At 70.8% G+C, this 14,292-nt stretch carries 18 protein-coding genes; 7 read left to right on the plus strand and 11 right to left on the minus strand.

Annotated features, from left to right (window positions below; all coding sequences use genetic code 11):
* Positions 1-30 precede the first annotated feature (30 nt).
* A complete protein-coding gene (locus tag ORV05_RS28480) occupies positions 31-1,035 on the minus strand; it encodes an alpha/beta fold hydrolase (RefSeq protein WP_268755066.1) in 1,005 nt (334 codons plus the stop codon).
* A gap of 85 nt (positions 1,036-1,120) precedes the next feature.
* Here ORV05_RS28480 and ORV05_RS28485 point away from each other — a divergent pair, with 85 nt between their 5' ends.
* The gene (locus tag ORV05_RS28485; protein ID WP_144592658.1) at positions 1,121-1,756 is read left to right on the plus strand and encodes a TetR/AcrR family transcriptional regulator; all 636 of its coding nucleotides are present in this window, start codon (positions 1,121-1,123) and stop codon (positions 1,754-1,756) included.
* 61 nt (positions 1,757-1,817) lie between these two features.
* Here ORV05_RS28485 and ORV05_RS28490 read toward each other — a convergent pair whose 3' ends face one another.
* Positions 1,818-2,741, minus strand: coding sequence for an alpha/beta fold hydrolase (locus ORV05_RS28490; RefSeq protein ID WP_268755067.1), 924 nt, complete (start codon positions 2,739-2,741; stop codon positions 1,818-1,820).
* A complete protein-coding gene (locus ORV05_RS28495) occupies positions 2,738-3,643 on the minus strand; it encodes an AurF N-oxygenase family protein (RefSeq protein ID WP_268755068.1) in 906 nt (301 codons plus the stop codon). Before ORV05_RS28495 ends, ORV05_RS28490 begins: the two co-directional genes overlap by 4 nt.
* 49 nt (positions 3,644-3,692) lie before the next feature.
* On the opposite strand from ORV05_RS28495, the gene ORV05_RS28500 reads away from it, so the two are divergent.
* Together ORV05_RS28500 and ORV05_RS28505 are read left to right on the plus strand one after the other, a co-directional pair.
* Entirely contained in the window at positions 3,693-4,454 is a 762-nt protein-coding gene (locus ORV05_RS28500) for a TetR/AcrR family transcriptional regulator (protein ID WP_268755069.1), read from the plus strand.
* Positions 4,444-4,764 carry a DUF4873 domain-containing protein gene (locus ORV05_RS28505; protein WP_268755071.1) on the plus strand — a complete coding sequence of 107 codons (321 nt, stop codon included), beginning with the start codon at positions 4,444-4,446 and terminating at the stop codon, positions 4,762-4,764. The genes ORV05_RS28500 and ORV05_RS28505 overlap by 11 nt, the downstream gene beginning before the upstream one ends.
* A gap of 138 nt (positions 4,765-4,902) precedes the next feature.
* Here the strand turns inward: ORV05_RS28505 and ORV05_RS28510 are convergent, their stop codons facing one another.
* Positions 4,903-5,133, minus strand: coding sequence for a DUF3107 domain-containing protein (locus ORV05_RS28510; RefSeq protein WP_144589421.1), 231 nt, complete (start codon positions 5,131-5,133; stop codon positions 4,903-4,905).
* Positions 5,134-5,180: 47 nt separating this feature from the next.
* On the minus strand, positions 5,181-5,828 hold the full coding sequence (locus ORV05_RS28515) for a ferritin-like fold-containing protein (RefSeq protein ID WP_268755072.1): 648 nt from the start codon (positions 5,826-5,828) through the stop codon (positions 5,181-5,183).
* A gap of 407 nt (positions 5,829-6,235) precedes the next feature.
* Between ORV05_RS28515 and ORV05_RS28520 the strand changes: the two genes are divergently transcribed.
* The 3 genes from ORV05_RS28520 to ORV05_RS28530 are packed head-to-tail and all read left to right on the plus strand — an operon-like array spanning position 6,236 to position 10,147.
* Positions 6,236-7,834 carry a DEAD/DEAH box helicase gene (locus tag ORV05_RS28520; protein ID WP_268755073.1) on the plus strand — a complete coding sequence of 533 codons (1,599 nt, stop codon included), beginning with the start codon at positions 6,236-6,238 and terminating at the stop codon, positions 7,832-7,834.
* 31 nt (positions 7,835-7,865) lie between these two features.
* The gene (locus tag ORV05_RS28525) at positions 7,866-9,275 is read left to right on the plus strand and encodes an Rv3212 family protein (protein ID WP_268755074.1); all 1,410 of its coding nucleotides are present in this window, start codon (positions 7,866-7,868) and stop codon (positions 9,273-9,275) included.
* A complete protein-coding gene (locus tag ORV05_RS28530) occupies positions 9,272-10,147 on the plus strand; it encodes an alpha/beta fold hydrolase (protein WP_268755075.1) in 876 nt (291 codons plus the stop codon). Before ORV05_RS28525 ends, ORV05_RS28530 begins: the two co-directional genes overlap by 4 nt.
* Positions 10,148-10,156: 9 nt before the next feature.
* On the opposite strand, the gene ORV05_RS28535 is transcribed toward ORV05_RS28530, so the two are convergent.
* From ORV05_RS28535 to ORV05_RS28560, 6 genes are all read right to left on the minus strand, one after another.
* Positions 10,157-10,504, minus strand: coding sequence for a hypothetical protein (locus ORV05_RS28535; RefSeq protein WP_326938095.1), 348 nt, complete (start codon positions 10,502-10,504; stop codon positions 10,157-10,159).
* A complete protein-coding gene (locus ORV05_RS28540; RefSeq protein WP_268759938.1) occupies positions 10,501-11,358 on the minus strand; it encodes a RecB family exonuclease in 858 nt (285 codons plus the stop codon). The genes ORV05_RS28535 and ORV05_RS28540 overlap by 4 nt, the downstream gene beginning before the upstream one ends.
* Before the next feature lie 19 nt (positions 11,359-11,377).
* Positions 11,378-11,968 carry a MarC family protein gene (locus ORV05_RS28545; protein ID WP_268759939.1) on the minus strand — a complete coding sequence of 197 codons (591 nt, stop codon included), beginning with the start codon at positions 11,966-11,968 and terminating at the stop codon, positions 11,378-11,380.
* A gap of 34 nt (positions 11,969-12,002) precedes the next feature.
* On the minus strand, positions 12,003-12,863 hold the full coding sequence (locus ORV05_RS28550) for a PHP domain-containing protein (RefSeq protein WP_456062011.1): 861 nt from the start codon (positions 12,861-12,863) through the stop codon (positions 12,003-12,005).
* A gap of 99 nt (positions 12,864-12,962) precedes the next feature.
* Positions 12,963-13,523 (minus strand): PH domain-containing protein, encoded by a 561-nt coding sequence (locus ORV05_RS28555; RefSeq protein ID WP_144589412.1) that lies wholly within the window; start codon positions 13,521-13,523, stop codon positions 12,963-12,965.
* Between the two features lie 9 nt (positions 13,524-13,532).
* Positions 13,533-13,697 (minus strand): hypothetical protein, encoded by a 165-nt coding sequence (locus ORV05_RS28560; protein WP_268755077.1) that lies wholly within the window; start codon positions 13,695-13,697, stop codon positions 13,533-13,535.
* A 183-nt stretch (positions 13,698-13,880) separates the two neighbouring features.
* On the opposite strand from ORV05_RS28560, the gene ORV05_RS28565 reads away from it, so the two are divergent.
* Positions 13,881-14,282 (plus strand): NUDIX hydrolase, encoded by a 402-nt coding sequence (locus tag ORV05_RS28565; RefSeq protein WP_268755078.1) that lies wholly within the window; start codon positions 13,881-13,883, stop codon positions 14,280-14,282.
* The last annotated feature ends 10 nt before the right edge of the window (positions 14,283-14,292 follow it).

A 14,292-nucleotide genomic window follows, 5' to 3' on the forward strand; every position in this document is an offset into this window, starting at 1 on the left:
CACGGACCGGATTCGCACCACCCGGATGGCCTACCACTCTCCCGTGGTGACCCGTTCCCACATACCCAGGACTGCCTTCGCTACGGCAATCGGGCGTTCCATCTGCGCTACGTGACCGGTCCTCGGCAACACCAGCAAACGCCCCTTCGGCAGCACCGTCGCCGTGCGCGCGGCATACCGGACCGAGATCACCTTGTCTTCGGTGCCCCATACCACCAGTGACGGGGCCGCCACTTTCGGTGCCACCGACCAGAGGGACGCCGGTCCGCGCGCGAACCAGGTCCGGAAGATGCCGAGCGTGCTGCGGGACATAGCGGCCTCGGCCCAGGCGAACTCGGCCCGGGCGAGGTGTTCCTCGGCCAGTTCGTCCAGGCGGTGTTCGGGGAAGGAATCCGGATCCGCGAAACACAGCTTGATCACCTGTGCCGCCCGCTCCCGCGGGCCGAACGCGGCCAGCCTGCGCCGCACCGGCCGCCCGAGCAGCGGCAGGTAGGCCAGCGCCATCATCGGATCGGACAAGCGGCGCGGGTCGGGCCGCAGATCGGGCATCGCCGGGGAGATCAGGGTGAGGGTGCGCACCAGTTCCGGCCGCCGGGCGGCGACCAGGAGCGCGATCGCCCCGCCCATCGAATTGCCGACCAGGTGCACCGGCCCCGCGTCCAGCCCGGCCACGAACGTCGCGAGCACCTCGGCGTGCGCGTCGAGGCTGTAGTCGAACCCGTCCCTCGGCTCGGAGAACCCGAAACCAGGCAGGTCGGTGGCGAGGCCGTCGGCGAACGGCGAGAGCAGCGCGGCCAGGTCCGTCCAGTTCGTGGCGGAACCACCGAGGCCGTGCACGTACACGACCTTGGTCTCGCCCTGGCCGGGGGTGCGGCGCACGTGGAGCGACACGCCGCCGGAGGTTTCGACCCCGCCCGGCCACGGCCGCTGCCGGGGATCCAGCTCGGGCAGCGGGGTGGCCGACAGCGGCACATGGGTGAGGGGCACCCGATCGCCTGAGCCGGCCCCCTCGCGGGTTGGCACTGTGTCCGTCATTCCATCAGGATGCCTATCCGGCCCCAGCCTTGGCGACTCGACGGTACCGGCTAGTAATCTCGAACGGTCTCAACCGGGAGGAAGCATGACGGAGATCGCGCCGGTACAGCAGCGAGGCGTGCGGCTGCCGCGCACCGAGCGGCGGGCACAACTACTCGCCGCGGCCCAGCGCGTTTTCTCGGCCAACGGCTACCACGCCGCCGCCATGGACGAGATCGCCGAGCAGGCCGGTGTCTCCAAACCCGTGCTGTACCAGCACTTCCCCGGCAAACTCGACCTCTACATCGCACTGCTGGAAAGCCACGTCGACGAGCTCGTCGGCCGGGTGCAGGAGGCACTGGCCTCCACCACCGACAACAAGCTGCGGGTGCAGGCCGCGGTCGGCGCGTTCTTCGACTTCGTCAACGGCGACGCGGGCGCGTTCCGGATGGTGTTCGAGTCCGACCTGCGCGGCGAACCCGCGGTCCAGGAGGCTGTGGACCGCGCCACCTCGGCCAGTGTGGACGCCATCACGGAGACCATCACCTCCGACGCCGGTCTCGACGAGGAGAAGGCGCGCCTACTGGCCGTGGGCCTGGTCGGTCTGAGCCAGGTCAGCGCGCGCTTCTGGCTCGCCCACCACAGCACGATGAGCCGTGAGGACGCGGTCGCGCTGACCGCCACCCTCGCCTGGCGCGGTATCGGCGGCGGTTTCCCGCTCCAGCAGACCCCGGCCCGCTAGGGCCGTATTCGTCTCGCGAGTTGGCCGTGAAGGGCCCCTTCACGGCTCGCCACGGCCTCGTTCAGTCCGCGGCCTGGTCGAGCAGGGCGCGGAGGCGGGAAGCGACTCCGACGGGACGTTCGTAGGTGAGCTCGTGGCCCGCGTCCGGGAACAGCACGAACTCGGCGTGCGGCAGTTCCCCGGCGAGAACCCGGGCATGCGGCAGCGGCGTGATCCGGTCCCGGTCACCGGCCAGGATCACGGCCGGGGTGTCCCGCAGGGTGGCCAGCGCCGCCCGCCGGTCGTGCTGCGACATCGAGTCGCGGAACCCGCCCGCACTGCTCGGATGCGCCCGCAGGACCTGCGCCGTCATCGCCCGCACATCCGCCCGGCGCGCCTTCCTGCCGAAGGCCAGCCACTTCGTCACGGGCCGGGCGGCCACCGCCGGTACCGGCACGAATTCCTTGGCGTAACGGGACAGCCGCCGGGCCAGCGCGCGGTCCACGCGCGCCGCGACCCGGCCCGCCACCCCCGGCAGCCCCAGCGTGAGCCGGTCCATGTCGGAACACGACGTGGCGATGAGGGCCACCCCGGCCACCCGCAGGCGCACCAGCTCCGGATGCCGTTCGGCGAGGGCCATCACCGTCATCCCGCCCATCGAGTGCCCGGCCAGCACCACGCGCCCGGACGGCACCCGCTCGGCGATCAGCTCGGCGAGGTCGTCGGCGAGCTGCGCGACGGTGGCCGTGCCCGGGCGGGCCGGGGCCGACCCGCCGTGGCCGCGGTGGTCGTAGCGCAGCACCCTGACCTGCGGCGGGAGCAGCGGCAGCACCGGATCCCATTCCGTGTGGTCCTGGGTCCAGGCATGCGCCAGCACCAGGGTGACGGCCGCGTCCTCGGGCCCGGTGGCCCGCACGTGCAGCGCGGTGCCGTCACCGGTGAGGAAACGGTGACCGAACCCCCTGCGGCCGGTCACCGTCGTCCGGCCGCGCACCTGGCTGGTCACCGCCGCGCCACCAGGAACGAGCGGCGCCACAGCTGCATACCCGGCGCCCCGACCAGCCCGGCCTCGTCCAGGAAGGCCATGATCCGCTCGCCGGACCAGCGGATGGTCTCCTGGAAGTGCGGGTTGTTCATCGCCGTCTTCCAGGCTTCCAACGGGTTGAGCCCCACCGCGCGGTAGACCCGGGGGTTGATCAGGCTGCGGGTGATACCGAGGCTCACCGAGGCCAGCAGCCACCGCTGGTAGACCAGTTCGGCCTTCGACAGCTTCGCCACCCCCCGGGTGACCTCCTCGCGGGCGAAGGTGACGTGCCGTGCCTCCTCCAGCACGTGGATGCGGTTGACCATGCGCACGAGCGGCTGGATGTCCTCGTCGGCCATGCTTTCGCGCTGGAGCCGGTCGAGGATCTCTTCGGCCACCAGGATCGAGCCGTACAGCGCCGGGCCGTAGCCGATCACCGGCAGCAGTTTGCCGAGCGCGTGCACGATCTTGACCGGACCGTAGGCGGGGGCGCCCACGCGTTCGACGAATCGCGCGAACATCGTCGAGTGCCGGCACTCGTCGGCGATCTCGGTGAGCGCGTACTGGACGTGGCGCGTGGTCGGATCGGTGTTGTAGACCACCTTGAGCAGCATCTGCATCAGGAGCACCTCGAAGAAGATGCCGTTGCTGGCGATGCTGGCGATCTCGTGCTTGCCCAGCTCGATCCGCTGTTCGGGAGTCAGCCGGTCCCACAGGTGCGTGCCGTACAGCGAGGACCGGTGTTCGGGCAGGTAGGGATGGCCATCAGGCAGCGGTGCCGACCAGTCGATGTCGACTTCGGGGTCGTAGAACTTGCTCGCCGACGATTTGAGCAGCCGTTCCGCGGTCTTCTCCCGGCCCGGCTCCCTGAGTGTCCGCGTCATCTCGCCTCCCAGTTGTGTGTAACCTGCGGTAACAGTTACCTTTGGTAGCATGAGGCGCGTGACGGATCGTGTCAAGCAGCATCCGAAGGCCGGTGAGGCCGCGACGGGTGACGCGCGCCGGGACCGCTGGCGCAAGCACCGGGTCGCGCGGCGAGCCGAGTTCGTGGAGGCCGCCCTGCGCGCCCTCGACGAGCACGGGCCCGACCTCGCGATGGAAGACGTGGCCACGGCCGCCGGGGTCACCAAACCGGTGCTCTACCGGCATTTCGCGGACAAGGCGGACCTCTACCTCGCGCTCGGCCAGCGCGGCACGGAACTGCTGTTCTCGCGGCTCGTGCCCGCCATCAACGCCGAACTCGCACCGGTCCCCCGCATCCGGACGGCGCTCGACGCGTTCTTCGGCGTGATCGAGGAGCACCCGAACCTCTACCGGCTGCTGGCCCGCCGCTCGTTCAGCGGAAAACCGGTCCAGGCGGACGTGGTCGCCGAGGACAAGGAGCTCATCGCCACCGCGCTCACCGCGCTGCTCGGGGACTACATGCGGATGCTCGGCCTCGATTCCGGGGCGGCCGAGCCCTGGGCGTACGGGATCGTCGGCATGGTGCAGAACACCGGCGAATGGTGGCTGGAACGGCGCTCGATGAGCCGCGACAGCGTGGTGGAGTACCTGACCCGGATCATCTGGGCCGCGATCGACGGGCTGACCCGCCAGCAGGGGGTCGTGATCGACCCCGACCAGCCACTGGAAGCGAACAAGGTCGTCCGGCTCGCGGCGGCCTCGAACAGGGAGGAGATCTCGGATGCCGGTTGACGGCGAAGACGGCTACCGCGGCCCGGCCACCCTCGTGGTCGACGGCACCGAACTGACGGTGGAGGTGGAACTGCGCGGACACTTCCAGCCGATCGACGGCTACTACCGCTGGTACGGCCGCATCACCCGGGACGAACGCCTCCACACGCTGCTCGGGGGACGCAAGAAGCCCGGGGAGCTGCGCACGCCCGAAGGCGAGGCGCGCTGCGAGGTGTCCGACCCGGACCCGTGGGGCCGCTACCGCCTCCTCGGCACCAGCACACCCCCGTTCACCGTGCCGAAGACCCTGGCCGGGCTCGCCGCGGAGTGAGCCGGGGATCCGTAGCAAACATTCATTGCTCCACCCCCGCGGTGCCGTGAGGGGACCCCTCACAGCCCGGAACCAGCCCCGCGCCCGGAAAGACGAAGGGAGCCCCGGTCCGCGACCGGGGCTCCCTTCGAACAGGTCTCACGCGCCGACGGCGAAACCGACCTTGCGCACATCGGAGGGGGCGATCTCGACGTAGGCGATCCGGTCGGAGGGCACCAGGAACTTGCGGCCCTTTTCGTCGGTGAGGCGGAACACGCCGTCATCACTCTTCAGCGCTTCGGTGACCAGCTTCTCGACCTCATCGGCAGACTGGCCACTGGACACCACCAGTTCCCGAGGGGTGTCCTTGATGCCGATCTTGACCTCCACAGGTGACCTCCGCCTAGTTTCTTCTCACGTTGTCCTGCGCTTTCAGGCTAGCCGAGTCCGAGCCTCTGCATCCGCCTGGCGTGCCCCTGCTGCAACCTCCGGAAGAGCGCCGCGATTCCCGACAGATCCCCCGAGCCGGAAATGATCAATTCGGCCAGCCCGTCCCGCTCGGCCACCACGTACTGGGCCTGCGTGAGCGCCTCGCCCAGCAGCCGCCGCCCCCACAGGGCGAGCCGGTCGCGGGTCTTCGGGTCGGCCTCGATCCCCGCGGCGACTTCGCGTTCGGCGAACGCGGAGTGGCCGGTGTCGGCGAGCACGGTGAGTACGAGGTCCTTGGTCTCCGGGTCCAGCCAGGTACCGACCTCGCGGTACAGATCGGCCGCCAGCCCGTCCCCGACATAGGCCTTGACCAGCGATTCCAGCCAGGACTTGGGTGCGGTCGAGGCGTGCCAGGCGTTGATGTGGTCGACGAAGGGTGCCATCGCGTCCTCTACGGCGACCCCGCGCGCGGCCAGGAAGGCCGACAACTGCTGGTAGTGCCCGATCTCCGCGGCGGCCATCGATGCGAGCGCCGCGCGCCCTGCCAGCGTGGGGGCGCTGCGGGCGTCCTCGGCCATCCGGTCGAACGCGGAAAGCTCCCCGTAGGCGAGGACGCCGAGCAGGTCCACCACGCCTTCACTGATCTCTCGTGTCACAGCCGTGAGCGTAGCCGCTACGAGAAAGAGACCAATCCCACGCGGACACGCCGAGGGGAAATGCCGAGGCCAGGCCGGGTGCCGTTACACTGGAAAACGTATCGACGAAAGCTTCCGCTCCGTTGACAGTGCGTCCCACCCTGAGGCACAGTGCCTCTCACCTGGGAGAACGGAAAGATCCGGACGCCGCTGAAGGGGCGGATGACGAGCCGGACGGGAATTCCCGGCACGGTTCGCGAACCGACACAGTGTGCGTGCACGCCTTTGCGGCATTCCCGCGACAGCGATTCCGCGGTCGAGTGCCGAGAACGGACCAGGCCGTGCGCGCTGGTACGAGAGAGGCGATCACACTGACCGCAAGCACTTCCGACAACCGAACAGAAACCCTCGAACACAGCGAAAGCGGCGTGCCCGGCACGGACACGTCGCATCCGTTGCAGGCCGACACCCCGGCCAAGCCGGAAAACCCGACCTTCGCCGAGTGCGAGGTGCGCCCCGAGATCGTGCGGGCGCTGGGCGAGGCCGGTATCGAGCGGACCTTCGCCATCCAGGCGCTGACCCTGCCGCTCGCGCTGGCCGGGGAGGACGTCATCGGCCAGGCTCGCACCGGGACCGGCAAGACACTGGGCTTCGGCGTCCCGCTGCTCCAGCGTCTCACCGTACCGGGTGACGGCACCCCGCAGGCCCTGGTGGTCGTGCCCACCCGCGAACTGTGCCTTCAGGTGGCCCACGACCTGACCGAAGCGGGTAAGTACCTCGGCGTGCGCACGCTGGCCATCTACGGCGGCCGCCCCTACGAGCAGCAGATCGAGTCCCTGCGCGCCGGGGTGGACCTGGTCATCGGCACCCCGGGCCGCCTGCTGGACCTGGCCGAGCAGCGCCACCTGGTGCTGGGCAAGGTCGGCGCGCTGGTGCTCGACGAGGCCGACGAGATGCTCGACCTCGGCTTCCTGCCCGACATCGAGCGCATCCTCGGCATGGTGCCCGAGCAGCGCCAGACCATGCTGTTCTCGGCGACCATGCCCGGGCCGATCATCACGCTGGCCCGCACCTTCCTGAACCGGCCCACGCACATCCGGGCCGAGGAGAACGACGCGGGCGCGATCCACGAGCGCACCAGGCAGCTGGTCTACCGGGCCCATTCGCTGGACAAGCCCGAGCTGCTCGCCCGCGCACTGCAGGCTCGCGACCGCGGGCTGACCATGATCTTCGCCCGCACCAAGCGCACGGTGCAGAAGGTCGCCGACGATCTCGCCGAGCGCGGCTTCGCCGCCGCCGCCGTCCACGGCGACCTGGGCCAGGGCGCCCGTGAGCAGGCGCTGCGCGCCTTCCGCTCCGGCAAGATCGACGTGCTGGTCGCCACCGACGTGGCCGCCCGCGGGATCGACGTGGACGACGTCACGCACGTGATCAACTACCAGACCCCCGAGGACGAGAAGACCTACGTCCACCGCATCGGCCGCACCGGCCGCGCGGGCAAGACCGGGGTGGCCATCACCCTGGTCGACTGGGACGAGGAAGCGCGCTGGCGGTTCATCTCCGACACGCTGGGCCTGGACATCCCGGAGCCCGTCGAGACGTACTCGACCTCCCGCCACCTGTTCGCCGATCTGGACATCCCCGAGGACGCGACCGGCAGGCTTCCGCTGAGCCAGCGGACCAGGGCCGGGCTGGCCGCCGAGCCCGAGGAGAAGATGGGCGGCCGGCGTCGTCGTGGCGACACGGCGGCGGCCAAGCCGGCCCGCAAGCGCCGCCGCACGCGGGGTGGCGCCGCGGCAGCCGAGGCGATCGAAGCGGCGGACGCCGCGGTGAAGGCCGCCCCCAGGGCCGGGGCCGAAGCCGCAGGCGACGAGGAGCGTCCGCGCCGCCGCCGCACCCGCGGCGGGGAGACCGCTCCCCCCGCCGAACGCGAGAACGGGGAGAACCCGGAGCGTCCGGCACGCCGCCGGAGGCGTCGCAGGCTGAACACCGCCAACATTTCTGATACACCCGCTTCGGCAGACTGAGCGCGAAACAGCCGAATCTCGGGGAGCACAGGTGAGCGAGCCCGTCCAGGGAGCGTCGGACAGCAACGAGGGCCCGGAGCCGCCCGTTCACGGCCGGCACCGGCGCCCCGCCGCGGGCGACCCCGAGGCCACCCAGGTCATCGGGGTCGAGGACGTGCTGGCGGGGACCGTGCTGCACGAGCATCCGCCCCGCAGGCACACCCCGACCCGCCGCGACCGTCCGTCGCCCTGGAAGCACCCCCGCGACCGGGTCATCGCGGCGGCCATCGCCGTGGTGACGGTGGCCGCGGGCGTGCTGGTGTGGGCCGGAAGCGAAAGCCACGCCACGGTGTCGGAGATCGCCACGTCCCCACCCGCGCTCCCCGCCGCCCCGGAGAACGTGCCGGGCAGCCTGACCGAACTGTGGCAGGCCCCCAGCGGAGCCGCCCCGGTTCCGCTCGCCGAGGGCTCCACCGCGATCACCGCCTCCGGGGGCGAGGTCGCCGGCCGCGACCCCCTCACCGGCCAGGTGCGCTGGCGCTACTCCCGCGACCTGACACTCTGCACCGTGGGCAAGGCGTGGTCCCGTGCCGTGGCGGTCTACCGCAAGGACGGCGTCAACAACGAGAGCGGGTGCAGCGAGGTCGTCGCGCTCGACCCGGACAGCGGGCACCGGGCGGCGCAGCGCACCGGCAACGCCCAGCTCGGCACGCGCCTGGTCACCGACGGCTCCTACGTCACCGCCTTCGGCCCCACCCTGCTCACTACCTGGCGCGACGATCTGGTCCAGACCGTCGAGTACGGCCGGGTGCCCGCACTGGTCAACCCGGACAAGCAGCCGCGCACGAACTGCACCTACGGTTCGGTGGCGGCGGCGTCGAGCCGGATCGGCGTGATCGAGCGGTGCCCCGGCGATCCCGGCGACCGGCTCAGCGTGTACCGGGCGGTGCCCAAGGACGCGGACCAGCCCCAGGTGTCCTACAGCCAGATCCTGCCCGGCGTGACGGGCCGGATGGTGGCGATGTCCGGCGAGTACGCGGCCGTCGCGCTGGCCGACCAGCACCAGCTCGTCTGCTACGGCAGCGACGGCGACGTCGCCGCCACCTATCCCCTCGACCTGCCCGCGAACGACCTCGCGCACGATCCGGCGGGCGGGGTGCCCGCCACCTCGTCCACCGGGTCGGGCATCTACTGGTTCACCGGTTCCCGGCTGATGGCCCTCTCTCGCGACACGCTCGCTCCGAAGTGGACACTGAACACCGCGCTCGGCCCCGGGGTGGAGTTCGACCACCAGTTCGTGGTCCCCATCGACGGGGGTTTGGCCGTGCTGAACGAGGACAACGGCTCGGCCATCCGCACCATCGCGGTGAACCGGCACGGCTACACCGGTCCGGTGCGGCTGACCGCACTCGGCCCGGTTCTGCTTGAACAGCGTGGGGACACGGTGGTGGCGCTGCGATGATCGCCCAGCTGACCGCCCATTCGGCCACACGAATCGACCTGCCCGGCCCGTTCAGCCCCCTCGCCGCGCTCGGCACCGCCGGCCCGGCCGAGAAGGTGGTGCTGCTCGTCCCCGGCTACACCGGGTCCAAAGAGGACTTCGCGCCGTTGCTCGACGGCATCGCCGCCGCGGGTTTCCGCGCGGTGGCGGTCGACCTGCCCGGCCAGTTCGAATCGCCGGGCCCGGACGACCAGTCGGCCTACCTGCCCGCCGCACTGGGCAAGATCGTCGCCGATCTCGCGGTTTTCCTTGCCGAGCAAGGAAAACCGGTTCTGCTGCTCGGGCATTCCTATGGTGGTCTCGTCGCCCGCGCCGCGGTGCTGGCCGGAGCACCGGTGGCCGGGCTGACACTGCTCGGCAGCGGGCCCGGTGCCCTGCCGGAGGGTCCACGGCGGGAGGCGCTCGGCCTCGGTGAACCGCTGCTGCGCGACGGGGGCGTCGTCGCGGCCTACGCGGTCCGCGAGGCGATGAACGCCCGGTTCCCGTCGTGGGTGGCGCTGCCCGCCGAGCTGAAGGACTTCTACCGGCACCGGTTCACCTCGTCCAGCCCCTTCGCCCTGCTCGGCATGGCCGAGGGGTTGCGGTCGGAACCGGATCTGGTGCCGGACCTGGCCGACACCCTGCGGCAACGTCGGGTGCCCTCACTGGTGGTGGCGGGCGAAGGCGACGACGCGTGGAGTGTGCCCTCCCAGCGGGAAATGGCCGGACGGCTGGGCGCGCCCTTCGTGACCGTGCCGCACGCCGGTCATTCCCCGAACACCGAGAACCCCACCGCCCTGCTCGACGTCCTGCTGCCCGCTTGGCACTCCTGGGGGGATCGCACTTTCAGGTAGAAGTGCGGCCTACGACCACCAGAGGAGCCACAGGGTGGCGGCCACGTCCACCAGCACCACGGCGCCGGCGAGGACGGCGGGCCGCCCCTGGCGGCGGTCGGCGACCCGCTGCGCGGCCAGCGCGACGACGGCGGCGACCGGATGCCCGATCAGCGAAGCGGCCCCCGGCCCGGGGGCGTGGACGATCAGCGACAGCACGCCCGCGCCCAGCACGATGACGGCGAGGCCGGCCATCCCGGCCGCGAACGAGCCGGTCACCCCGCGCCACCAGCGGCCGCGCCGCACCCGCATCTCCACCGGCGCGGGGCGCGGCAGCTCCTCGGTCGCCCCTTCGGCGTTCCCTGTTTCCGGACTCACGGTGCCAGCAACTCCCACGGCTTGGCTTCCGGCGATGCCTGCTTCCCCTGTGCACAGCTTGGGCGGAAATCGCACCACGCGCACCTCGGCCCGACCCGCGCCGGGAAGAGTTCCTCGCTGTCTCCACCCGCGGCCAGGGAATCGGTCGCGGTGCGCAGGTCCTCGGCCGTCTCTTCGGCACGGGTCAGATGCCGCCGCAGGCTGTCTTCGGTGTGGTCGGCGGCGGCGACCGTGCCGGTGGGCAGGTGGTGCAGCTCGACCCGGTGGCAGGGGCGGCGGAGTGTTCGCGACGCAGCCACCGCGTACAGGGCGAGCGCCTGGGACCCGCGTGCCTCGTCCTCACCGGGCGCGCGGCGGCCCGTCTTGTAGTCCACGATCACCAGTTCGCCGTCACGCTCGTCGATGCGGTCCGCCCGGCCCTCGATGATCATCGACGCGGGGCGGCCCGGCTCGGTACTCACCGTCGCCGAGACCCACCGCTCCAGCCCGACGGGGAAACCGGACACGTCGTGGTGCTCGACGTAGTCCATCACCCACCCCGTCGCGCGTTCCCGGTAGACGGCGGCCTGCGCGGCGTCGGCGAACCCCCCGCTCTGCCACTGCTCCGCCAGCAGTGCGGCCGCGCGCACGGGCGTGCGACGCTGCGGCGGCAGGTCGAACAGTGCGCGCAGGGCGTTGTGCACCACCGCGCCGAGGGTGCTGTGAGCCCACGGCCCGGTCCGCGTCGGCGTCGGCCGGTCGAGATAGCTCATCCGGTAGCGGCGCGGGCAGTCCGCGAAGGTCGCCAGCCGCGCCGGGCTCACCTTCGTCAGCCGCTTCGGCTGGACCTCGAACTCGAACCCCAGTTGTTCCACCACGCCCCCACCGTACGCATCATCCGCCCGCGATGAATCCGCGCACCGAGTTGGCGACGAGTTCGACCGCGATGGCGGCGAGCAGCAGACCGGCGATCTTCGCGAGCAGCGTGATGCCACTTTCCCTGATCAGCCGGATGACCAGGCCCGAATACCGCATGGACAGGTAGATGAGCAGGTGCACGACGATGATCGCGGCCGCCAGCGCGGTGTAGGCGCCGAAGTGGCCGGACGCCTCGCGCACGAACACGATGGTCGCCGCGATCGCCCCCGGCCCGGCCAGCAGCGGGGTACCGAGCGGCACCAGTGCGACGTTGACGTCCTCGACCACTTCCGGCTCGCTGCCGCCCCGGCCGGTGAGCAGGTCGAGCGCGATGAGCAGCAGGAGCAGCCCGCCGGCGCCCTGCAGGGCGGGGATGCCGATGCCGAGGTAGGCGAGGATCGCCTGCCCTGCGATCGCGAACAGGGAGATGACCAGCAGGGAGACCAGTGTGGCCTGGCGGGCGGCGCGTGCCCTGGCGAGCGGGGGCTTGCGACCGACGAGGCTCAGGAACACCGGCACCGTGCCCGGCGGGTCCATGATCACGACGAGGGTGATCGTCGCCTCCATGAACACGTTCGGGTCGAAATAGGCGGGGATCACCTCAGCCCACCGCGAGCTGCGCGCCGGACGCCTTCGCCACCAGCGCCTCGAACGCCTCGGGGTCGGTCGTCTCCGCCCCGATGGGGGTGGTCTTGTTCGTGCCGTGGTAGTCGCTGGAGCCGGTCTGGACCAGGTCCAGCTCGCGGGCGAGGCCCCTTAGTTCGGCGCGGGTGCGCTCGTCGTGGTTCGGGTGATCGACCTCGAGCCCGGTGAGCCCCTGCTCGGCCAGTTCGGCGATGGTGTCGGCGGAGACGACCCGCCCGCGGCTGCGGGCGAAGGGATGCGCGAACACCGTCACCCCGCCCGCCGCGGCGATCATGCGGATCGCGTCACCCACCGGCGTGTCCTGGCGCGGCACGAGGTAGCCGTGCCCGTTGCCCAGGTATTCGGCGAACGCCTGGTCGACCGTGGAGACCAGGCCGGCGCGGACGAGTGCCTGCGCCAGGTGCGGGCGCCCCGCCGGCGAATCCGGCGGCAGCAGGCCCAGGATCTCCTCGGGGTCGACCGGCAACCCGTCGTCGGCCATCCGGGCGGCTATCGCCCGCAGCCTCCTCCGCCGCGCGTCGCGCAGCCGCCGCTGTTCCTCGATGATCGCCGGGGAATCCGGGTCGAACAGGTAGGCCAGCAGGTGGACGCTGATCCCCCGCTCGCCGTCGTGCTCGCTGACGCACGAGAGTTCGGCACCGGGCACGAGGGTGAGCCCCGGCGGCAGGGCCTCGGTGGCGGCGGCCCAGCCCGCGGTGGTGTCGTGGTCGGTCAGCGCGACCACGTCCAGCCCGGCCCGGGCCGCGGTGTGCACCAGTTCGGCCGGGGTGTCGGTACCGTCGGAGACCAGGGAATGGGTGTGCAGATCGATGCGCATCGAACCCATTCTGACTCATCACCCGACCGTGATCACCAGTCCGGGTGGTACGACACAGGCCGTGAGGGCACCCTCACGGGTTGTCTGAACGAGGGCGGTTCAGCCCACCATCTTCTTGCCCCGCGCCAGGCGCTGGGCCTTGATCATGGAGAAGCGCTCGCTCTGCTTCTGCTTGTCGCCGAAGACGAGTTCGGAGATCGTGTCGTAGAACTCCTCCGGACGGGGCAGGAAATCGATCCGGTTCAGGGCCTGGATCTGCCCCGCCGACTCGACGATCACCGTCCCGTAGCCGAGCATCCGGCCCCAGGCGGTGCGCTCGTAGGTCAGGTCGGTGACCTTGCTGATCGGCATCATGGCCACCTTCGTGGTGAACACGCCGCTGGTCAGCACGAATCTCTTGTCCGTGACCACGAGCCGCTCGACCCACCACTCCATCACCTTGAAGGCGAAGTAGAGCACGACGAAGAACGCGGCGTACCAGAGCACGTTCTGCACGATGTACAGCGAGGGCGGCAACAGGTAGGACACCATGACGCAGATCGCCAGCAGGGCGATGGCCTCGAAGGTCTCCCACGCCAGCACCGCCCAGTGCCTGCGGATCCGCACCACGCGCCGTTCGGTGTCAAGCAGGTACTCGTCCGGATCGCGAGGAGCGAACATCGCGCGCCGCTACGAGTTGAACACGTTGCTGACGAAGGTGATCACCGCTTCTGCCGAGTTGCGAAGGAAACCGACGCCGTTGTTGACCATGCCAGCGGCGTGCCCCGGCTGCGCGATCACGAAGAACAAGACCAACGCGATAGCTGCCAACCCGACAATCTTCTTCGTGTTCACTGCGATCAATCCCGTCTCTTACTCCGGCATCGGTCTAGCAAGCTCACCAGTTACGTTGTACCGCACTGCGCACCTTTACGGGAGGTAAGTCCCGCGCTTGGGTCAGTGTCCGGAGTCGATCTTACCGTACGGCTACTCTCCGTGTACACCTTCGCGCGAAGGTCCTGGGCTACCCTTCCCCTCATGCGGGCACCCGATCACGGTTCCGTCCGGTGCGTCGGCGGGATCCTGCACGACGCGACGGGCCGGCTGCTGGTCATCCGCCGCGGCCACGATCCGGGCCGCGGCCTGTGGTCCCTGCCGGGCGGCCGGGTCGAGGCGGGCGAGACCGACGCCGAGGCCGTGGCACGGGAAATCCGCGAGGAGACCGGGCTCGTGGTGCGCCCGGGCAGGCTCGCCGGGATGGTGGTGCGCGGCCGGTACGCCATCTACGACTACGTCTGCGAGGTCGAGGGCGGCACGCTGCACGCCGGGGACGACGCCGACGAAGCTCGATGGGTGGACGGCAACGCCCTTTCCACGCTCGACCTCACCGAGGGCCTCGCCGAAACCCTCCGCGGCTGGGACGCCCTCCCCCGCTGCTAACGCTTACCGG

The sequence above is a fragment of the Amycolatopsis cynarae genome (assembly GCF_026802195.1).
GTDB classification, from domain to species: Bacteria; Actinomycetota; Actinomycetes; order Mycobacteriales; family Pseudonocardiaceae; genus Amycolatopsis_E; species Amycolatopsis_E rhizosphaerae.